The following is a 16,557-nucleotide window of genomic DNA, read 5'->3' on the forward strand; positions in this document are numbered from 1 at the left end:
ATGGGTATGAAGCAAACAAGTTGCAAATAAAAAAGTGGAGGTAACTATGTCAGAACAGTATTTTGATTCTAAGTTAAAGATTTTTGCGTTAAACTCAAATAGGCCATTAGCAGAAAAAATTGCTGAATCAGTAGGAGTAGAATTAGGGAAACTATCTGTGGATCAATTCAGCGATGGAGAAATTAGAATCAATATTGAAGAAAGCATTCGTGGATCACATGTCTATATTATTCAGTCAACATCAAGTCCCGTAAATGATAACATAATGGAATTGTTGATTATGATAGATGCTTTAAAACGTGCAAGTGCATTAACAATTAATATTGTTATGCCTTATTATGGCTATGCAAGACAAGACCGTAAAGCTCGTTCTAGAGAACCTATTACTGCAAAACTCGTTGCTAATATGATTACTGCTGCTGGAGCAGACCGTATGCTGACTTTAGACTTACATGCTGCTCAGATTCAAGGGTTTTTCGATATGCCTGTCGACCATTTGGTAGGTGCTCCTCTTTTAGCAAATTATTTCTTAACGCAAGGAATTGTTACTGAAGGAGATGACGTAGTTGTTGTTTCGCCAGATCACGGAGGAGTGACCCGTGCCCGTAAATTATCTGAATTCTTAAAATCATCAATTGCTATTATTGACAAACGTCGTCCTAAAGCAAATGTAGCCGAAGTTATGAATATTATTGGAAACGTAAAAGGAAAAAAATGTATTTTGATTGACGATATGATTGATACTGCAGGAACGATTACATTAGCCGCTCAAGCTCTTTCTGAAGCAGGAGCTACTGAGGTTTATGCATGCTGTACACATCCTGTCTTATCAGGTCCAGCTATCGATAGAATTCAAAATTCAGTAATCAAACAATTGATTGTTACAGATTCAATTTATCTTCCTGAAGATAAAAAAATCGACAAAATTGTTGAAGTAAGTATTAGTAATTTAATGGGTAATGCGATTACGCGTATCCATGAAAACAGATCAGTTAGTCCATTATTTGAAAAAAAATATACGGATGTAATAAAATAATTAAATTTATTTCATAATTAAATAAATGTAATAAGAAAAAGATGGATTTTCTTATTGCATTTTTTTGTTGTGCCAAATCAGCGACACGAATGATCATCTTGCTGTCTAAAACAAAGATTGTTATACTTAAAGCATTAGCTTACTAGTAGGGAAATGGGAGAAATGGAGTCAATTGATAATGAAAAAATTTAAAAATCAATTAGAATTGGTACGCCCTTTTGACGGTGTTATTGTTATTTTATTATTGTTGGGGTCGTTTATACCGCTTATTATTTTTAGTCAAACGACTAAAGATATAGGTGAAAATAGTACGATTTATGCTGTGGTAATGATCGATGGTGAAACCGTTAAAGAGATAGAGCTATCAGAAAATACACCTAATGAAACCTTTACTTTTTATCCAGCAGATGAGCAATACAATATTATTGAAGTTGATGGAACAAAAATCCGTAACAAAGAAGACAATAGCCCAGATCAAATAGCTGTAAAAACAGGTTGGATCAGTAAGCCTGGTGAAACGGCTATTTGTTTACCGCATAAATTAATTATTGAAGTTAAAGTAACAGATTCTTCAAATGCACCGGATGATAACGTGATTCTTCCGCTTTAAAAGTGAAAACAGTTCAACTGAATGGCTAAAATTCAGTTGAACTGTTTTTTATAATACCCTCAATGTGGTAGGATAAACGCCCTAAGAACAAAATTGTTTTTATTGTTGCATTGATTATTTTCCCGAGCTAGCTGTGGGATGGAAGAGCTGATCTTATGTACAAGAGCATCCAATGAAAAAGTGGAGCATGGAATGAGCGCCATTTATCCGTATAGCGGTTACCTATTAAAGAACAAGAGCGAAAAAGTGCCGCTTTTACTTTAAGAATACTGGGTCTATAATTTTTTGTGTTAGTAGATTCGTTTGATCCCTTTTTTAGGTTTCAGGCTTCCATGGCCCTCCACAAGCAAATCTGTTATGTCAGAAGAGATTTTTTAAAAACAGCACCATTTGTTAAACAATCAGGATATTTCAATATAGGAGTGTAACACAAAAAAATCTCACTCTTCCGTAGAAAAGTGAGATTGAAGTTAGCTGTTATCTCTGATTTTTTGTTATCAGATTTCTTTTTCTAGAGCTGCAAAAGCATCAGCTGTAACTTTTTTTAATGTAGCGGCAGATAAATTCATTTTATCCATTTCAGAATCGTTTAAAGGAATCTCGATGACATTTTGAATACCTTGTCGATTGATGATCGCTGGAGCACCAATGAACACATCATGTTGTCCGTATTGACCATCCAAGTAAACTGAAAGAGGCAATACAGCATTTTCGTCATTGAAAATAGCTTTTGTAATACGAGCAAGTGATACCGCGATACCGTAGAAAGTAGCTCCCTTTTTTTGAATAATGTTGTAGGCAGAATCTCTTACGCTAAAGAATACATCTACAAGGGCTTGTTCATCAGTATCTGGGTTATCTTTGATCCATTCATTAATAGTTAGTCCGGCAATGTTTGCATGAGACCATACTGGGAATTCTGTGTCGCCATGTTCACCTAGAATATAACTATGAACGTTACGAGTATCAACGCCAGTTAGCTCAGCAATAGCTTGACGGAAGCGGGCAGTATCTAAAGTAGTACCAGATCCGATAACACGGTTCTTAGGAAGTCCAGAAAATTTCCAAGTTGCATAAGTTAGAATATCTACAGGGTTGGATGCTACTAAGAAAATACCATCGAATCCACTTTCCATAACTTGACCAATAAGACTTTTAAAAATTCTTAAATTCTTTTGTACTAAGTCTAAACGAGTTTCACCAGGTTTTTGAGCAGCTCCAGCAGTGATTACGACGATATCTGCATCATGGCAATCGGCATATGTTGCTGAATAGATTTTTTTAGGAGAGGTAAAGGCTAAAGCGTCAGATAGATCAATAGCATCACCTTCAGTTTTATCTGTATTGATGTCGATGATTCCTAGTTCTTGAGCGATACCTTGTGTCACTAGAGTAAAAGCATAACTAGATCCAACAGCTCCATCTCCGATTAAAATTACTTTTTGGTGATCTTTTACTTCATGTTTAGTCATATTACAACAAACTCCCTTTATAAATAAGATTATTAACAAAGATAGTGTAGCACTTAACAAACTTTTTGTAAATTGAAATTTTTGAAAATGCAAAAGGTTTTAAAACTGTTGAAACGGCACTTTCAAACATAAACAACCTATGTGAATTGAAATTCTAAATATCTGAAAAAGATTTCAAGCATTTTTGAAATGTAATAAGAGAGGATATCCGGCCGAATCCAATAAAATAGTTGAAATGTAATACTTATCCTGTTGCTTATATCATACGACTAAACTAAATTATTTCAAAACAAAAAGATTAGGTTTCTGGATGGATCAAGTACGCTGAAAATCAGCATCTACATAGGGTGCTCTAAATTTGAAGTTCATGAGTTCAGTTAAGAAAAATTGTTTAGGGATTGAGCTCCTTTAACAGTTCGTGCAAAAGCCTTTTGAATAAGAAGTAATGATACTGGAATAGGCCTAAGTTTAAAGAAAAAACAACTAAATTGTGTTATACTATAAATAATTGTTACTGGACGAAAAAAATCGTGCGGCATTTTTTTGCGTGCAATATGGTTAAGTTAGTTGGAAAATAGATGCGAAACAATTAATTGGAGTGTACCGAATAATGAAAATGATCGTTGGCTTAGGAAATCCTGGCTCAAAATATAAAAATACGAAACATAATATTGGTTTTATTACAGTAGATGAATTTGCTGCTCAACATAAAATGGAATTCAATAAGGTGAAATTTGAAGCTATATATGCAGAAGCATTTATCGGAAGTGAAAAAGTTCTTTTAGTAAAACCACAAACGTTTATGAATGATTCAGGGAGAGCTGTAAGGCCGTTAATGGATTATTTTAATGTGGAAATAGAAGATTTAATAGTGGTTTATGATGACTTAGATTTACCTGTCGGGAAACTTCGCTTTCGTCAAAAAGGCAGTGCAGGTGGCCATAATGGTATTAGGAGTATGATCGACCATTTAGCTACAGCAGATTTTAATCGTATTCGAATTGGGATCGATCGCCCTTTAGGAAAACAAACAGTCGTGCAGCATGTCTTGAGCGGTTTTCCTAAAGATCAGCATGAGGAATTGTTGATAGCAATAAAAGATGGCGTAGCAGCTTTAGATTATTGGATAGAAGGACATTCGTTTTCAGACGTCATGAATCAATTCAATAAAAAAAAGAATGTGTAAGATGTTTGATAAAGTAGAAATTAAAAATTTGAGAAGCAGTGGAGCCCAGAAAATTCTGAGCTTCTTTTGTTCATTACAACAATCTATTTGCCAACAAAAAATGGATTGAAGAAGGAGTTCTTACGGTGGGAGATATAAAAAAAATATTGGCGAATGCACCTGACGTTGGGACTTTATTAAGTCAATTGGAGCAACATCAGTCGCAATTAATAACAGGCTTATCCGGCTCTGCAAGAACATTAGTCTTAAGTACGCTAGTAGCAGAAAAGAAAAAACCATTCATTATTGTGACGCATAATTTATTTCATGCAAATCAATTAATGGAAGATTTTGCTGATTGGATGCCTGAAGATCGACTGCATCTTTTCCCAGTCGACGAGATGATCTATGCAGAGATGTCTGTAGCATCACCTGAAGCACGAGCAGAGCGAGTAGCAACATTGGATTTTTTATTGTCTGAAAAATATGGAGTCGTTATCATACCTCTTGCTGGAGTACGGAAATTGTTGCCGCCAAAAGAACTATGGAAATCAGCGCAGTTTACCATTAAACAGGGAGGCGAACTGGATTTAACCAATTTGGCTCAAAGATTAGTAGACATGGGTTATACAAGACAACAGCTAGTCAACAGCCCAGGTGAATTTAGTATTCGCGGTGGAATCATCGATATATACTCTTTAACAGAAGAGTTTCCGATTCGGATCGATTTATTTGATACCGAAGTTGATTCATTGCGTTATTTTGATGCAACTACGCAGCGGTCGATCCAAACGATCAACAAAGTAACTATTTTGCCTGCTACTGATACGTTTTATACAAAAGAACAGTTAATGGCAGCAGCCCCTAGATTTAGTAAGGCGGTCGAAAGAAATCTCGGGTTGATCCAAGATGCTTCAGATAGACAAACATTTACGAAACAAGTGACGCCCATTTCAGATGCCTTCCAACGAGGTGAACCAATCGATGAATTAACCATGTTTACAGACTTCATTTATCCTGAAAAGAATAGTGTGCTGGATTACGTGAGCAAAAAAGGGATCGTTGTGATGGACGAGTATCCTAGGGTGATGGATACTGATCGTCGTTTAAATGAAGAAGAAGCTGAATTTATCACAAGTAAACTGAGTGAGCGACGTATATTGCAAGAACAAGTTTTTTCTAATAATTTTCGTGATCAATTGAAGACGTTAAGCAATAGTATCTTATATTTTGCTGTTTTTCAAAAGGGCATGGGAAATACTCGTTTTAATAACATCCAGGCTTTCCAATATCGAAATATGCAACAGTTTTTTGGGCAAATGCCTTTATTTAAAACAGAAATAGATCGTTGGATCAAACAAAAAAATACGGTTATCATCATGGTCCCAAATGCGGATCGAGCTAAAAAAGTACAGCAGATCTTCAAAGATTTTGAAATAACCAGTAAAGTAGTTAAACCTGCTAGGATCGAACTTGAAAAAGTTCAAGTAACAGTAGGATACGTCCAGGCAGGTTTTGAAATGCCGACGGAAAAACTAGTAGTCATTACTGAACGAGAATTATTTAATAAAGTCACTAAGAAAACCGCTAGACGTCAGACGCTGTCTAATGCGGAAAGATTAAAAAGTTACAGCGAACTGAATCCTGGAGATTATGTTGTTCATGTTAATCATGGGATAGGGAAATATACTGGAATGGAAACTCTTGAGATCAATGGCATTTATCAAGATTATATGTCGATCATTTATAAAGATGAGGCAAAATTATTTATTCCTGTAACACAGCTTAATTTATTACAAAAGTATGTTTCTTCTGAAGCTAAAACGCCTAAAGTAAATAAGTTGGGTGGAACAGAATGGGCTAAGACAAAGAAAAAAGTAGCTACTAAGATTGAAGATATCGCGGATGAATTAATTGAGCTATATGCTTCTAGAGAACAAGAAGTAGGTTATGCTTTTTCTCCAGATGATGCCTATCAAGAAGAGTTTGAAAATGCGTTTCCATATACTGAAACAGATGATCAATTACGGAGTACTGCTGAAATAAAACACGATATGGAACAGAAGAAACCAATGGATCGTCTGCTTGTTGGCGATGTTGGTTATGGTAAAACAGAAGTAGCTATGCGGGCAGTATTTAAGGCTATTCAAGAAGGCAAGCAAGCTGCATTCTTAGTTCCGACCACTATTTTAGCGCAACAGCATTATGAAACGATGCTGCAACGATTTGCTGATTTTCCAATCGAAATTGGCTTACTTAGTCGTTTCCGAACAAAGAAACAGCAAAGTGAGACCATTGCAAGTATAAAAAAAGGCCAGGTCGATATCGTTATCGGGACGCACCGTATTTTATCAAAGGACATTGAATTTCAAGATTTAGGTTTACTTGTAGTTGATGAAGAACAACGTTTTGGCGTAAAGCATAAAGAAAAATTAAAACAGTTGAAAGCTCAAGTGGATGTATTGACGTTGACAGCAACGCCTATTCCTAGAACGCTGCATATGTCAATGTTGGGTGTGCGCGATTTATCGGTTATCGAAACACCGCCAGCAAATCGATATCCCGTTCAAACATACGTTATGGAACAAAACCTAGGCGCGATTCGTGAAGCTGTAGAACGAGAAATGGCACGTGGTGGTCAAGTCTTCTACTTGTATAATCGAGTAGCGACGATTGAGAAAAAAGTAGATGAGTTGCAACAGTTGATCCCAGATGCGAGAATCGCCTATGCGCATGGTCAAATGACAGAAGGACAGCTTGAAAATACCTTGTTACAATTTATTGAAGGGGAATACGATATGCTCGTAACGACTACGATCATTGAGACCGGTGTCGATATACCTAATGTTAATACGTTGTTTGTAGAGAATGCAGACCATATGGGGTTGTCGCAATTGTATCAATTGCGCGGACGTGTCGGCAGGAGTAATCGTGTGGCGTATGCTTATTTCTTGTATCAGCCGAATAAAGTGTTAAATGAAGTCAGTGAAAAAAGACTGCAAGCGATTAAAGATTTCACTGAATTAGGCTCAGGATTCAAAATTGCGATGCGCGATTTATCGATTCGCGGTGCAGGAAATCTCTTGGGCGCACAACAGCATGGGTTTATCGATTCTGTTGGATTTGATTTGTATTCTGAAATGTTAAGTGAAGCAGTAGCTCGTAAACGAGGACTGGATACAAAAGAAGAAAAGACACAAGTTGAAATTGATTTAGGAATCAATGCGTACTTACCAAGTACGTATATAGAAGATGAACGGCAAAAAATCGAAATCTACAAACGGATTCGAGAATTGAAATCACATGAACAATACGTTGAATTGCAGGATGACTTGATCGATCGTTTTGGAGAATATGCTGATGAAGTAGCTGACTTATTGACGATTGGATTGATCAAAATGTATGGAGAGCATGCATTAATCGAAACGGTCAAACGACCCGGAGATGAAATTGTCGTGACCTTTTCTGTTTCGGGCACTCAATCGCTGCCAGCAGAAGAAGTGTTCAGAGCGTTAAGTGAAATACCTCTAAGAGCAAATGTTGCAATAAAAAGCGACCGGTTAATGGTTACATTGCAGTTGAAAAAAGAGCCAACTTATCAATGGTTAGGTCATATCCAAAAATTCGCCCAAAAAATCGTCGACTATCGTTCCAAAGACGCTGACCGATCCACGATAGCAAAAAAATAAAACGTGAATTGCTGATTCAAGTAAGATAAGTGAGGGCAGAAAATTGGAAAATCAACAAATGAGAAAAATGATGAATGGAGCAATCATTCTCTCGGTAGCAGCCTTTATTGCTAAGATTTTAGGTGCTGCTTATCGAGTACCTTTTCAGAATATGGTTGGAAATTCAGGGTTTTATGTTTATCAACAAATTTATCCGATCTACGGTATCGCAATGACGGTAGCACTGAGTGGTTTTCCTATTTTCTTATCTAAGTTGGTTGCTGAAACTTCAACGATTGCTGAGCAGAAAAGTCTTTTAAAAAAATCATTTATCTTATTGAGTATTTTTTCAGGGATTTTCTTTTTGGGGCTTTATTTTTCGGCCGCACTGATTGCAAAATGGATGGGTGATGGCAACTTAGAGCCTGTTATTCAATCTGTTTCGGGGCTGTTCTTGCTTATTCCGTTTTTAGCCGTTAGTCGCGGTTACTTTCAAGGAACTTTTCGCATGCTGCCTACAGCTGTTTCTCAAGTAGGAGAACAATTTGTGCGGGTAACAGTCATTTTGGCGGCCGCTTTTTTATACACGCGCAACCAGTGGGATGAATACCAAATGGGAACCATTGCTATGAGCAGTTCATGGATAGCCGGTTTAGTCGCCTGCGTTATTTTAAGCATCGCACTATACAAACAACGGCTGTTAAAAGTAGAAAAACAGCCAGCAGTAAGTTTGATAGCTGTACCACTTAACTATAAGAGTATCGCAAGACGGTTTGCCACAGAAGGCCTCACGATGTGTTTATTGAGCGCATTACTCATTCTCATGCAATTGATCGATTCTTTTACGTTATATAATGGATTGGTAGAAAATGGAGTGAATTCTGTTGAAGCAAAAAACTTAAAGGGGATCTATGACCGAGGCCAACCGCTAGTCCAACTAGGGATGGTTGTGGCTACAGCTTTCTCGGCTAGTTTGATTCCTTCATTGAGTAAATCATTTGCCCAAAATAATAAAAAAGCTTTTGCTAAAACCGCAAAATCTTTAATGCGGATAACGGCAACGTTTGCTATGGCAGCTACTACTGGTATGATCGTGTTGATGCCGTATTTGAATTTAACCTTATTTGGCGATATAGATGGAGATCTTGTATTGAGCATATATACTATGGCTATATTTTTTGCATCACTGATCGGGGTCTACAACACCATTTTTCAAAGTCAAAATAAGCATCGAGTTGCGCTGGCAGCTTTGCTGATTGGATTAGGCGTAAAAATAGTGCTGAACGAATGGTTCGTTGAACACTATGGGACACTTGGTTCAAGTGGAGCAACTGTAGTGAGTCTGTTTGCTATTTTAATGGTTATGCGGTTTGATTCATCTAAAGAAACAAAAGAGCGTTTAATAGAAAAAAGCTTTGGATGGAAATTACTATTGAGTTGTGGTGTAATGGCTGTAATAGTATGGCTTGAAATGCAATTACTCGGAAAAAATGCTTTAATTGAAGGAAATCGGTGGGCTGCTTTTAGCTACACAGTGATAGGTGGAGGCACAGGTGTTGGAGTCTTTCTATGGCTGATAATAAAATTTGAATTATTAACGATTCGTGAATGGTTATCTCTTCCCTTTGGGAAAAAATTATTAAGAAAATAGGTGGAACTGAATGGGGAAAATTAAAGTTGTCGGACTTGGTCCGGGGGATATTGAACAGCTTCCTTTTGGCGTGTACCAATTACTGAAAAAAGAAAAGCCATTGTATCTACGAACCAAACTGCATCCAGCAGTGGAGGATTTAGAGCAAGAGGGGCTTGTTTTTCAATCATTTGATACTATTTATGAGGAGAACAACCAGTTTGAGGGCGTTTATGAGACGATTGTACAAGAATTGTTAGAGGCTGCTAAAAAAGAAGATATAATTTACGCTGTTCCAGGACATCCAATGGTGGCTGAAAAATCAGTTCAATTGTTATTAGAAAACAAAGCTGGGATCTCAATTGAGATCAAAGGCGGGAAAAGTTTCTTAGATGATCTTTTTCAAGCGGTAAAAATTGACCCGGTAGAAGGTTTTCAGTTAGTGGATGCTTTGGATCTAAATCAAGATGATTTAGTAGCTAGTCAACATATCATCGTTATGCAAGTGTTTAATGAGTATATTGCTAGTGAAGTAAAACTAACTTTAATGGAAAAATATCCAGATGAGCATATTTTAGCCTTGGTACATGAAGCTGGGAGCAAAAATGAAAAGGTAGACTGGTTGCCATTATTTGAATTGGATCGGATGGAGGGCGTTCATAATTTAACGTCTTTATACGTTCCACCTTTAGCAGTGGACGAACGGACAAAATCTTTTCAAACGGTACAGTATTATATTGATACTATTATGGGTGAAGATGGAGATGCCTGGATAAAAAAGCAAGACCATCGAACGTTACTTACGTATCTTGAAGAAGAAGTAAGTGAATTTAAAGCAGCCGTTGAAGATGACGATATTGATAATATGGTAGAAGAATTAGGCGACTTATTGATGCAAGTCCTCTATCATACAAATGTAGGAGAACAATCGGGTTATTTTTCGTTTGAAGAAGTAGTTGAAACATTAAACAAAAAACTTCGTCGCCGTCATCCGCATGTATTCGATGGGATCAAAGCAGAAACAGCTGAAGAAGTCGACGCAATTTGGCAAAAAATAAAAGCTGAAGAAAAGAGGAATAACTTATGAGATTAGACAAATTTTTAAAAGTTTCCCGAATTATTAAACGCCGTACGATCGCAAAAGAAGTAGCAGATAAAGGCCGGATACAAATTAATGGTCTAGCAGCTAAATCTTCTTCAGATGTCAAAGTAGGAGATGAATTAACGATATCCTTTGGGAATAAAACGCTTGTTGTCAGGATCGATAAAATCGTTGAGACAACTAAAAAAGAAGAGTCAAAAGAAATGTTTAGCATTATAAGCGAAACGCATAAAGAAGAACCAAATAGCTAAATAAAAAATGAGAAGGAAATAATCAAATAGAAATGCCTTTTCTGAATACAAATTATTTTGAAAAAAAACAATGATTTTTTTTGTATTTGAACTGATAGATAGACAAAGTAACTGCTTTCTTGCTATAATCATTTCATAAGTGAGAATAGAAGGTGAATCGTTTCATGAAGGAAGAAAATCCAACCAATGTCTCCAAATTAAACAATGAGTATACACATAATAAAACGTTTGAATCTCTTCGGAAACGAAAACAAAAACGTCATATGCGCAGAAGAATTGTAGGGATCCTTTTTGTTGGTGGATTCTTTGTTTCAGGATTTGCCATCAATATATGGACAAATACCCAAACAATCTCTCAAATGGAAGAAGAAAAAACAGAAGCCCGAACGGAATTAAAGCTTGTTGAAAAAGAACAAGCAGAGTTAAATGGTCAAATCAAAAAATTAGAAAATGAAGATTATGTTGCTAAAGTAGCGCGTAGTCAGTATTATTTATCCGAAGAAAACGAAATTGTTTTTAGCTTGCCAGAAGATAATGAAGCAAATGAAATTGAAAAAACAGATGATTCTGAAAACAAGTAAATGAAAATAGTCAAATTAAAGAGTAGAATTAAATTTAATTTTAATAAAAAAAATAATCGTTTTATGTCAAAAGATATCATGGTATAATAACCGTAAAAGTTTTAAGGAGGAAGCAATTTTATATGTCAATTGAAGTTGGAGAAAAGGTTACAGGTACGGTTTCAGGAATTACGAATTTTGGTGCGTTCATCGATTTAGGTGATAGAAAAACAGGGTTAGTTCATATTAGTGAAGTTTCAGATAGCTTCATTAAGGATATCAAAGACGTATTAAAAGTAGGGGAACAAGTTACTGTTAAAGTAATGTCCATTGGAGATGACGGTAAAATAGGTCTTTCTATTAGACGTGCGGTAGATAAACCAGTTGAAACAACTCCTTCTCCTCGTGAAAAAACTGGAAGCTATCAAGGGCGTCGCGACAGCAGCAGCACAGGCCGCAGCAGTAGTGGTTACCAAAAAACAGACCGAGGAGCAAGAAATGCAGGACCAAAGAAAGAAGATTTTGATTCATTGATGAGTTCGTTCATAAAAGACAGCGACGATCGTTTAACTTCTCTTAAACGTAACACAGAAGGCAAACGTGGCGGACGCGGCGGACGTCGTAATTAAAAATTAAAGTTAAAGGATAAGGAGACTTATCCTTTTTATGTTACACTCATTTAGATCAAATCGATTCATTATCAGTAGACTCACTAATCAGATTCAACATAAAGGAGCAGCTGAAATGACTATGTATGCTAGTTTTTTAGAGAATTGTCAAAATAATCTCTATTGGAAACCAACAGATCGTCTGCTGCTAGCCGTGTCTGGTGGGGTTGATTCTATGGTGTTGTTAGATTTGATCCAGCGACTGCCCGAAGGTATTAAACCTTGGTTTGGGATCGTCCATGTCAATCACCAGTTGAGAGATGTTTCTATAGAAGAAGAAAGATTTCTTTCTCAATATTGCAAAGATAAGGGTATTCCATTTTTTCTTAAGAGATGGTCTGTAAAGGAACATCCAGCTGAAGGAACGGAAGCTGCAGCTAGAGAATTCAGGTATGGCTTTTTTCATGAAGTTTTGAAAGAAGAACAAGCAACGCATCTGCTTACAGGGCATCATGCAGATGATCAAATGGAAACTATTTTGATGCGATTAGTTCGTGGTGGTCAGCTAGAGAGTATTGCAGGAATAAAAAAACAAAGACCTTTTTATGGAAGTCTGTTGACTCGACCGTTGTTAGATTATAGTAAGAAGAGCATCTACCAGTATAGTCGATCACGCACACTATCTTTTTATGAGGATGAGACAAATAAAAGTTTGAATTATACGAGAAATCGCTACAGACATCAAATCGCTCCTTTGCTAAAAAAAGAAAATGCCAAAGTATTAACTCATTTTTCTGATTTTTCATCTGATCTGCAAGATGTGATCACGATAGCTAAAAAAGAAATCGAAGAAATTGCGTCAAATACTTGTTTTCAAAGAAATCCATTTTGCTGGGAGCTTGATGTTCAACAGTTTTTAATTCTTGAACCTGCAATGAAACGTCAAGTTATGCAATTCTTGTTCAATAAACTATTTGAAACAGAAACCAGTGATTTTGGAAGAAAGCATCAAATGCAAATCATCAGCTTGCTAGAGAATGATACACCGAATAGTCAACTTGATTTACCTGGAACCTGGATTGGTCAAAGAAATTATCAAAAATTTTATTTCTTAAAAGAAAAAGGTCAGCATGAAGAGTCTGATAAAAAAATAACGGGTACCCTCTCATTACACTTAGAAGAATGGGTGACATTACCCAATGGAGCAAGAATTGGTTTATTCCAGGCAACAAAAGAAATCGAAGTTCCAAATAAAACAAAGCAAGTTATCTGGCTAGATCCAGCGAGTGTTCGTTTGCCGTTGCAAGTTAGAAATCGGAGACCCGGCGATCGTATGACTTTAAAAGGATTAGAAACTGGTAGCAAGAAAATCAAAGACCTATTTATTGATCAAAAAATCCCGCTGCATAAGCGTGAAGAAGCTATATTAGTAACAGATAGCAAAGAAGAAATTATTTGGTTAGTAGAATATAAGGAATCAAGATTGTCTATTGTCCCAGAAACTGATAAAATACATTACATACTCATTTATGAAAGTAAATAAGAGCAGATGTGATGAAAAGGAGAACTTGAACAATGAAAAATGATATGGAACGCGTACTTTTTTCGCAAGAGCAATTAGCTGAAAAAACAAAAGAATTAGGGAAACAGTTGACGAAAGACTATCAAGATAAGAATCCCCTAGTGGTAGGCATTTTAAAAGGAGCTATGCCTTTTTTATCTGATCTAGTGAAAGAAATGGATATTTACTTGGAAATGGACTACATGGACGTTTCGAGTTACGGAAATGGAACAGTTTCTTCAGGTGAAGTCAAAATCGTTAAAGATCTAAATACAAATGTAGAAGGCCGCGATTTGCTATTAGTAGAAGATATCATTGATAGTGGTCGGACATTGAGTTACTTGGCCGACATGTTTAAGTACCGTAAAGCTCGTTCAGTTAAAATCGTTACATTGCTAGATAAACCAGAAGGTCGTGTCGTGGATATTACAGCTGATTATGTCGGTTTTTTAGTTCCAAATGAATTTGTTGTCGGGTATGGCTTGGATTATGCGGAAAGATACCGAAACTTACCATATATCGGGATTCTAAAACCCGAAATTTACGAAGAGAAATAAATGGTCAATGTTGGTCAAATATGATACAATAAACAGAATTAAGAATCATTTATATTAAAATACAGAATAGAACTTAAAAAGTTTGTTTGTAGAAGGAGGGCACAATGAAAAAAGGACTCTTTAAAAATGGGTTCTTCTATGCGATCGTTTTCTTAGTCATTATAGGAATTGTAACTTGGGCAACAGATGGAAACTCAGGGGAAGATAATACAACTCTTTCAGCTAGTGAATTCGTAACGCAATTAGAAGAGAACAAGATAAAATCATTTACGATTCAGCCTAAAGCTGGAGTGTATCAAATCACGGGTGAGTACCGTGAAGAACAACCCGCAGAGGAGAGTTCTAGTCAAGCTGTTGACATTTTTGGCACAACAGAGACAACAAGTACAACGTTCACAACTGCTATTTTGCAAAACGATTCATCTGTACAAGAAATAACAGCATTGGCAGATGAAAGTAATATTGTGTATACACCGCAACAAGAAGAAACAACAGGTATATGGGTTACATTATTGATTTCAGTATTGCCTTTAGTTATTTTTGTTTTCTTCATCTACATGATGATGGGACAAAGCGGTCAAGGCGGCGCTGGTCAAGGTGGACGAGGCGTGATGAACTTTGGTAAATCAAAAGCTAAGGAAGCTGATAGTAAAGCCAGCAAAGTTCGATTCTCCGATGTAGCAGGAGCTGACGAAGAGAAAGAAGAACTTGTTGAAGTAGTTGAATTCTTGAAGGATCCTAGACGTTTTGCAGCTTTAGGAGCACGTATTCCAGCAGGTGTCTTGTTAGAAGGACCTCCAGGAACGGGTAAAACATTGCTAGCTAAAGCTGTTGCTGGTGAAGCAGGAGTACCTTTCTTCTCGATTTCTGGTTCAGAATTTGTTGAAATGTTTGTTGGGGTCGGAGCAAGTCGTGTACGTGACTTGTTTGAGAATGCTAAGAAAACAGCACCAGCTATTATCTTTATTGATGAAATTGATGCTGTTGGTCGTCAACGTGGCGCAGGAATGGGCGGCGGACATGACGAACGTGAGCAAACATTGAATCAACTATTAGTAGAAATGGATGGTTTTTCAGGGAATGAAGGAGTTATCGTCATTGCTGCTACAAACCGTTCCGATGTATTAGATCCGGCATTGTTACGTCCAGGTCGTTTTGACCGTCAGATCTTAGTAGGTCATCCAGATGTTAAGGGCCGTGAAGCCATCTTGAAAGTACATGCTAAAAATAAACCTTTAGCGTCTGATGTTGACCTCGCAGTTGTAGCAAGACAAACTCCAGGTTTCTCTGGAGCAGATTTAGAAAATGTGCTAAATGAAGCAGCTCTAGTAGCAGCTCGTCGCAACAAGAAAGAAATAGATGCGTTAGATCTTGATGAAGCTCAAGACCGTGTTATTGCTGGTCCAGCTAAAAAAGACCGTGTCATTAGTAAAACAGAACGTGCAATGGTTGCTTATCATGAATCTGGACATACAATTGTCGGAATGGTTCTGAATGATGCACGTATTGTTCATAAAGTTACGATCGTTCCTCGTGGGAAAGCAGGCGGATACGCGATCATGCTTCCTAAAGAAGATCGCTTCTTAATGACTAAAAAAGAAATGTCTGAACAAATTGTAGGATTGCTCGGTGGACGTGTTGCTGAAGAGATGGTGTTTAATTCGCAATCATCTGGAGCAAGCAATGACTTCCAACAAGCAACTCAATTAGCTCGAAGTATGGTTACAGAATACGGTATGAGTGATAAATTAGGTCCTGTTCAATATGAAGGAAATCATCAAGTATTTGTAGGACGTGATTATGGTCAAACAAAAGCTTATTCTGAACAAATTGCTTATGAAATTGACCAAGAAGTTCGCAGCATTATTGTGGAAGCTCACACTGAAGCTCGTAAAATCTTGGAACAATATAAAGCTGAACACAAACTAATTGCTGAAAAATTACTTGAAATTGAAACGTTAGACGAACGCACTATCAAGAGTTTGTTTGAAACTGGCGAAATGCCTTCAGTTTCTGATACTGCGAAAGAAGAATTTCCGCATGAAGCAGACGGTGCTACTTTTGAAGAAGCAAAAAAAGCTCGTGAGGCTAAGGAAGCTGAACGTCTGAAAAAAGAGCAAGAAGCGTTAGAAGAAAATAAGCGTACTGTTAAAGGCGAAGACATTGTGGAAGAAGTCAAAAAAGAATTAGGCACAAATGAGGATCTTGATCATAGTGATGAAGATAAATCTAACGATAGTTCTTCAACTGATGACGACTCTTCAAAACATTCGTAATCTAATAAGTAAAAGACGGAAGAGGAATGCGACACTGTTGCGTTCCTCTTTTGGACTGGAT

Annotated in this window: 13 protein-coding genes; 12 read left to right on the forward strand and 1 reads right to left on the reverse strand. The window is 36.9% G+C overall.

The genetic code is table 11. The features are described from left to right. The first annotated feature begins 46 nt into the window (after positions 1–46). Both BR50_RS06280 and BR50_RS06285 read left to right on the forward strand, forming a co-directional pair. Complete coding sequence (locus BR50_RS06280) at positions 47–1,036, forward strand: ribose-phosphate diphosphokinase (RefSeq protein WP_034547217.1); 990 nt, start codon at positions 47–49, stop codon at positions 1,034–1,036. 178 nt (positions 1,037–1,214) lie between these two features. Next, a complete protein-coding gene (locus BR50_RS06285) occupies positions 1,215–1,646 on the forward strand; it encodes a NusG domain II-containing protein (protein WP_034547219.1) in 432 nt (143 codons plus the stop codon). 497 nt (positions 1,647–2,143) lie between these two features. Here the strand turns inward: BR50_RS06285 and BR50_RS06290 are convergent, their stop codons facing one another. Further along, a complete protein-coding gene (locus tag BR50_RS06290) occupies positions 2,144–3,118 on the reverse strand; it encodes an L-lactate dehydrogenase (RefSeq protein WP_034547221.1) in 975 nt (324 codons plus the stop codon). A gap of 610 nt (positions 3,119–3,728) precedes the next feature. Between BR50_RS06290 and pth the strand changes: the two genes are divergently transcribed. The 10 genes from pth (at position 3,729) to ftsH (ending at position 16,496) form a co-directional block, all read left to right on the forward strand. Continuing rightward, on the forward strand, positions 3,729–4,304 hold the full coding sequence (pth, locus tag BR50_RS06295; protein ID WP_034547223.1) for an aminoacyl-tRNA hydrolase: 576 nt from the start codon (positions 3,729–3,731) through the stop codon (positions 4,302–4,304). Between the two features lie 125 nt (positions 4,305–4,429). Further along, a complete protein-coding gene (mfd, locus tag BR50_RS06300; protein ID WP_034547225.1) occupies positions 4,430–7,972 on the forward strand; it encodes a transcription-repair coupling factor in 3,543 nt (1,180 codons plus the stop codon). 43 nt (positions 7,973–8,015) lie between these two features. After that, positions 8,016–9,602, forward strand: coding sequence for a putative polysaccharide biosynthesis protein (locus tag BR50_RS06305; protein WP_034547227.1), 1,587 nt, complete (start codon positions 8,016–8,018; stop codon positions 9,600–9,602). A gap of 10 nt (positions 9,603–9,612) precedes the next feature. Beyond that, positions 9,613–10,668, forward strand: a complete 1,056-nt coding sequence (locus tag BR50_RS06310; RefSeq protein WP_034547229.1) for a MazG nucleotide pyrophosphohydrolase domain-containing protein — start codon at positions 9,613–9,615, stop codon at positions 10,666–10,668. Continuing rightward, entirely contained in the window at positions 10,665–10,934 is a 270-nt protein-coding gene (locus BR50_RS06315) for an RNA-binding S4 domain-containing protein (RefSeq protein WP_034547231.1), read from the forward strand. The genes BR50_RS06310 and BR50_RS06315 overlap by 4 nt, the downstream gene beginning before the upstream one ends. 164 nt (positions 10,935–11,098) lie before the next feature. Next, the gene (locus BR50_RS06320) at positions 11,099–11,515 is read left to right on the forward strand and encodes an FtsB family cell division protein (RefSeq protein WP_034547233.1); all 417 of its coding nucleotides are present in this window, start codon (positions 11,099–11,101) and stop codon (positions 11,513–11,515) included. 122 nt (positions 11,516–11,637) lie between these two features. After that, positions 11,638–12,123 (forward strand): S1 domain-containing RNA-binding protein, encoded by a 486-nt coding sequence (locus BR50_RS06325; RefSeq protein WP_034547235.1) that lies wholly within the window; start codon positions 11,638–11,640, stop codon positions 12,121–12,123. Positions 12,124–12,238: 115 nt separating this feature from the next. Further along, positions 12,239–13,645 carry a tRNA lysidine(34) synthetase TilS gene (tilS, locus tag BR50_RS06330; RefSeq protein WP_034549036.1) on the forward strand — a complete coding sequence of 469 codons (1,407 nt, stop codon included), beginning with the start codon at positions 12,239–12,241 and terminating at the stop codon, positions 13,643–13,645. Positions 13,646–13,677: 32 nt separating this feature from the next. Beyond that, positions 13,678–14,220 (forward strand): hypoxanthine phosphoribosyltransferase, encoded by a 543-nt coding sequence (gene hpt / locus BR50_RS06335; RefSeq protein WP_034547237.1) that lies wholly within the window; start codon positions 13,678–13,680, stop codon positions 14,218–14,220. 104 nt (positions 14,221–14,324) lie between these two features. Continuing rightward, positions 14,325–16,496 carry an ATP-dependent zinc metalloprotease FtsH gene (ftsH, locus tag BR50_RS06340; RefSeq protein WP_034547239.1) on the forward strand — a complete coding sequence of 724 codons (2,172 nt, stop codon included), beginning with the start codon at positions 14,325–14,327 and terminating at the stop codon, positions 16,494–16,496. Positions 16,497–16,557: the final 61 nt, after the last annotated feature.

This window comes from Carnobacterium alterfunditum DSM 5972 (assembly GCF_000744115.1).
GTDB lineage: Bacteria > Bacillota > Bacilli > Lactobacillales > Carnobacteriaceae > Carnobacterium_B > Carnobacterium_B alterfunditum.

Excerpts from the sequence above, each read along its gene's own strand:
- pth (WP_034547223.1), top strand. The coding sequence starts at position 3,729 with ATGAAAATGATCGTTGGCTTAGGAAATCCTGGCTCAAAATATAAAAAT.
- BR50_RS06280 (WP_034547217.1), top strand. The coding sequence starts at position 47 with ATGTCAGAACAGTATTTTGATTCTAAGTTAAAGATTTTTGCGTTAAAC.
- BR50_RS06290 (WP_034547221.1), bottom strand. The coding sequence starts at position 3,118 with ATGACTAAACATGAAGTAAAAGATCACCAAAAAGTAATTTTAATCGGA.
- tilS (WP_034549036.1), top strand. The coding sequence starts at position 12,239 with ATGACTATGTATGCTAGTTTTTTAGAGAATTGTCAAAATAATCTCTAT.
- hpt (WP_034547237.1), top strand. The coding sequence starts at position 13,678 with ATGAAAAATGATATGGAACGCGTACTTTTTTCGCAAGAGCAATTAGCT.
- BR50_RS06285 (WP_034547219.1), top strand. The coding sequence starts at position 1,215 with ATGAAAAAATTTAAAAATCAATTAGAATTGGTACGCCCTTTTGACGGT.
- BR50_RS06320 (WP_034547233.1), top strand. The coding sequence starts at position 11,099 with ATGAAGGAAGAAAATCCAACCAATGTCTCCAAATTAAACAATGAGTAT.
- ftsH (WP_034547239.1), top strand. The coding sequence starts at position 14,325 with ATGAAAAAAGGACTCTTTAAAAATGGGTTCTTCTATGCGATCGTTTTC.
- BR50_RS06310 (WP_034547229.1), top strand. The coding sequence starts at position 9,613 with ATGGGGAAAATTAAAGTTGTCGGACTTGGTCCGGGGGATATTGAACAG.
- BR50_RS06315 (WP_034547231.1), top strand. The coding sequence starts at position 10,665 with ATGAGATTAGACAAATTTTTAAAAGTTTCCCGAATTATTAAACGCCGT.
- BR50_RS06325 (WP_034547235.1), top strand. The coding sequence starts at position 11,638 with ATGTCAATTGAAGTTGGAGAAAAGGTTACAGGTACGGTTTCAGGAATT.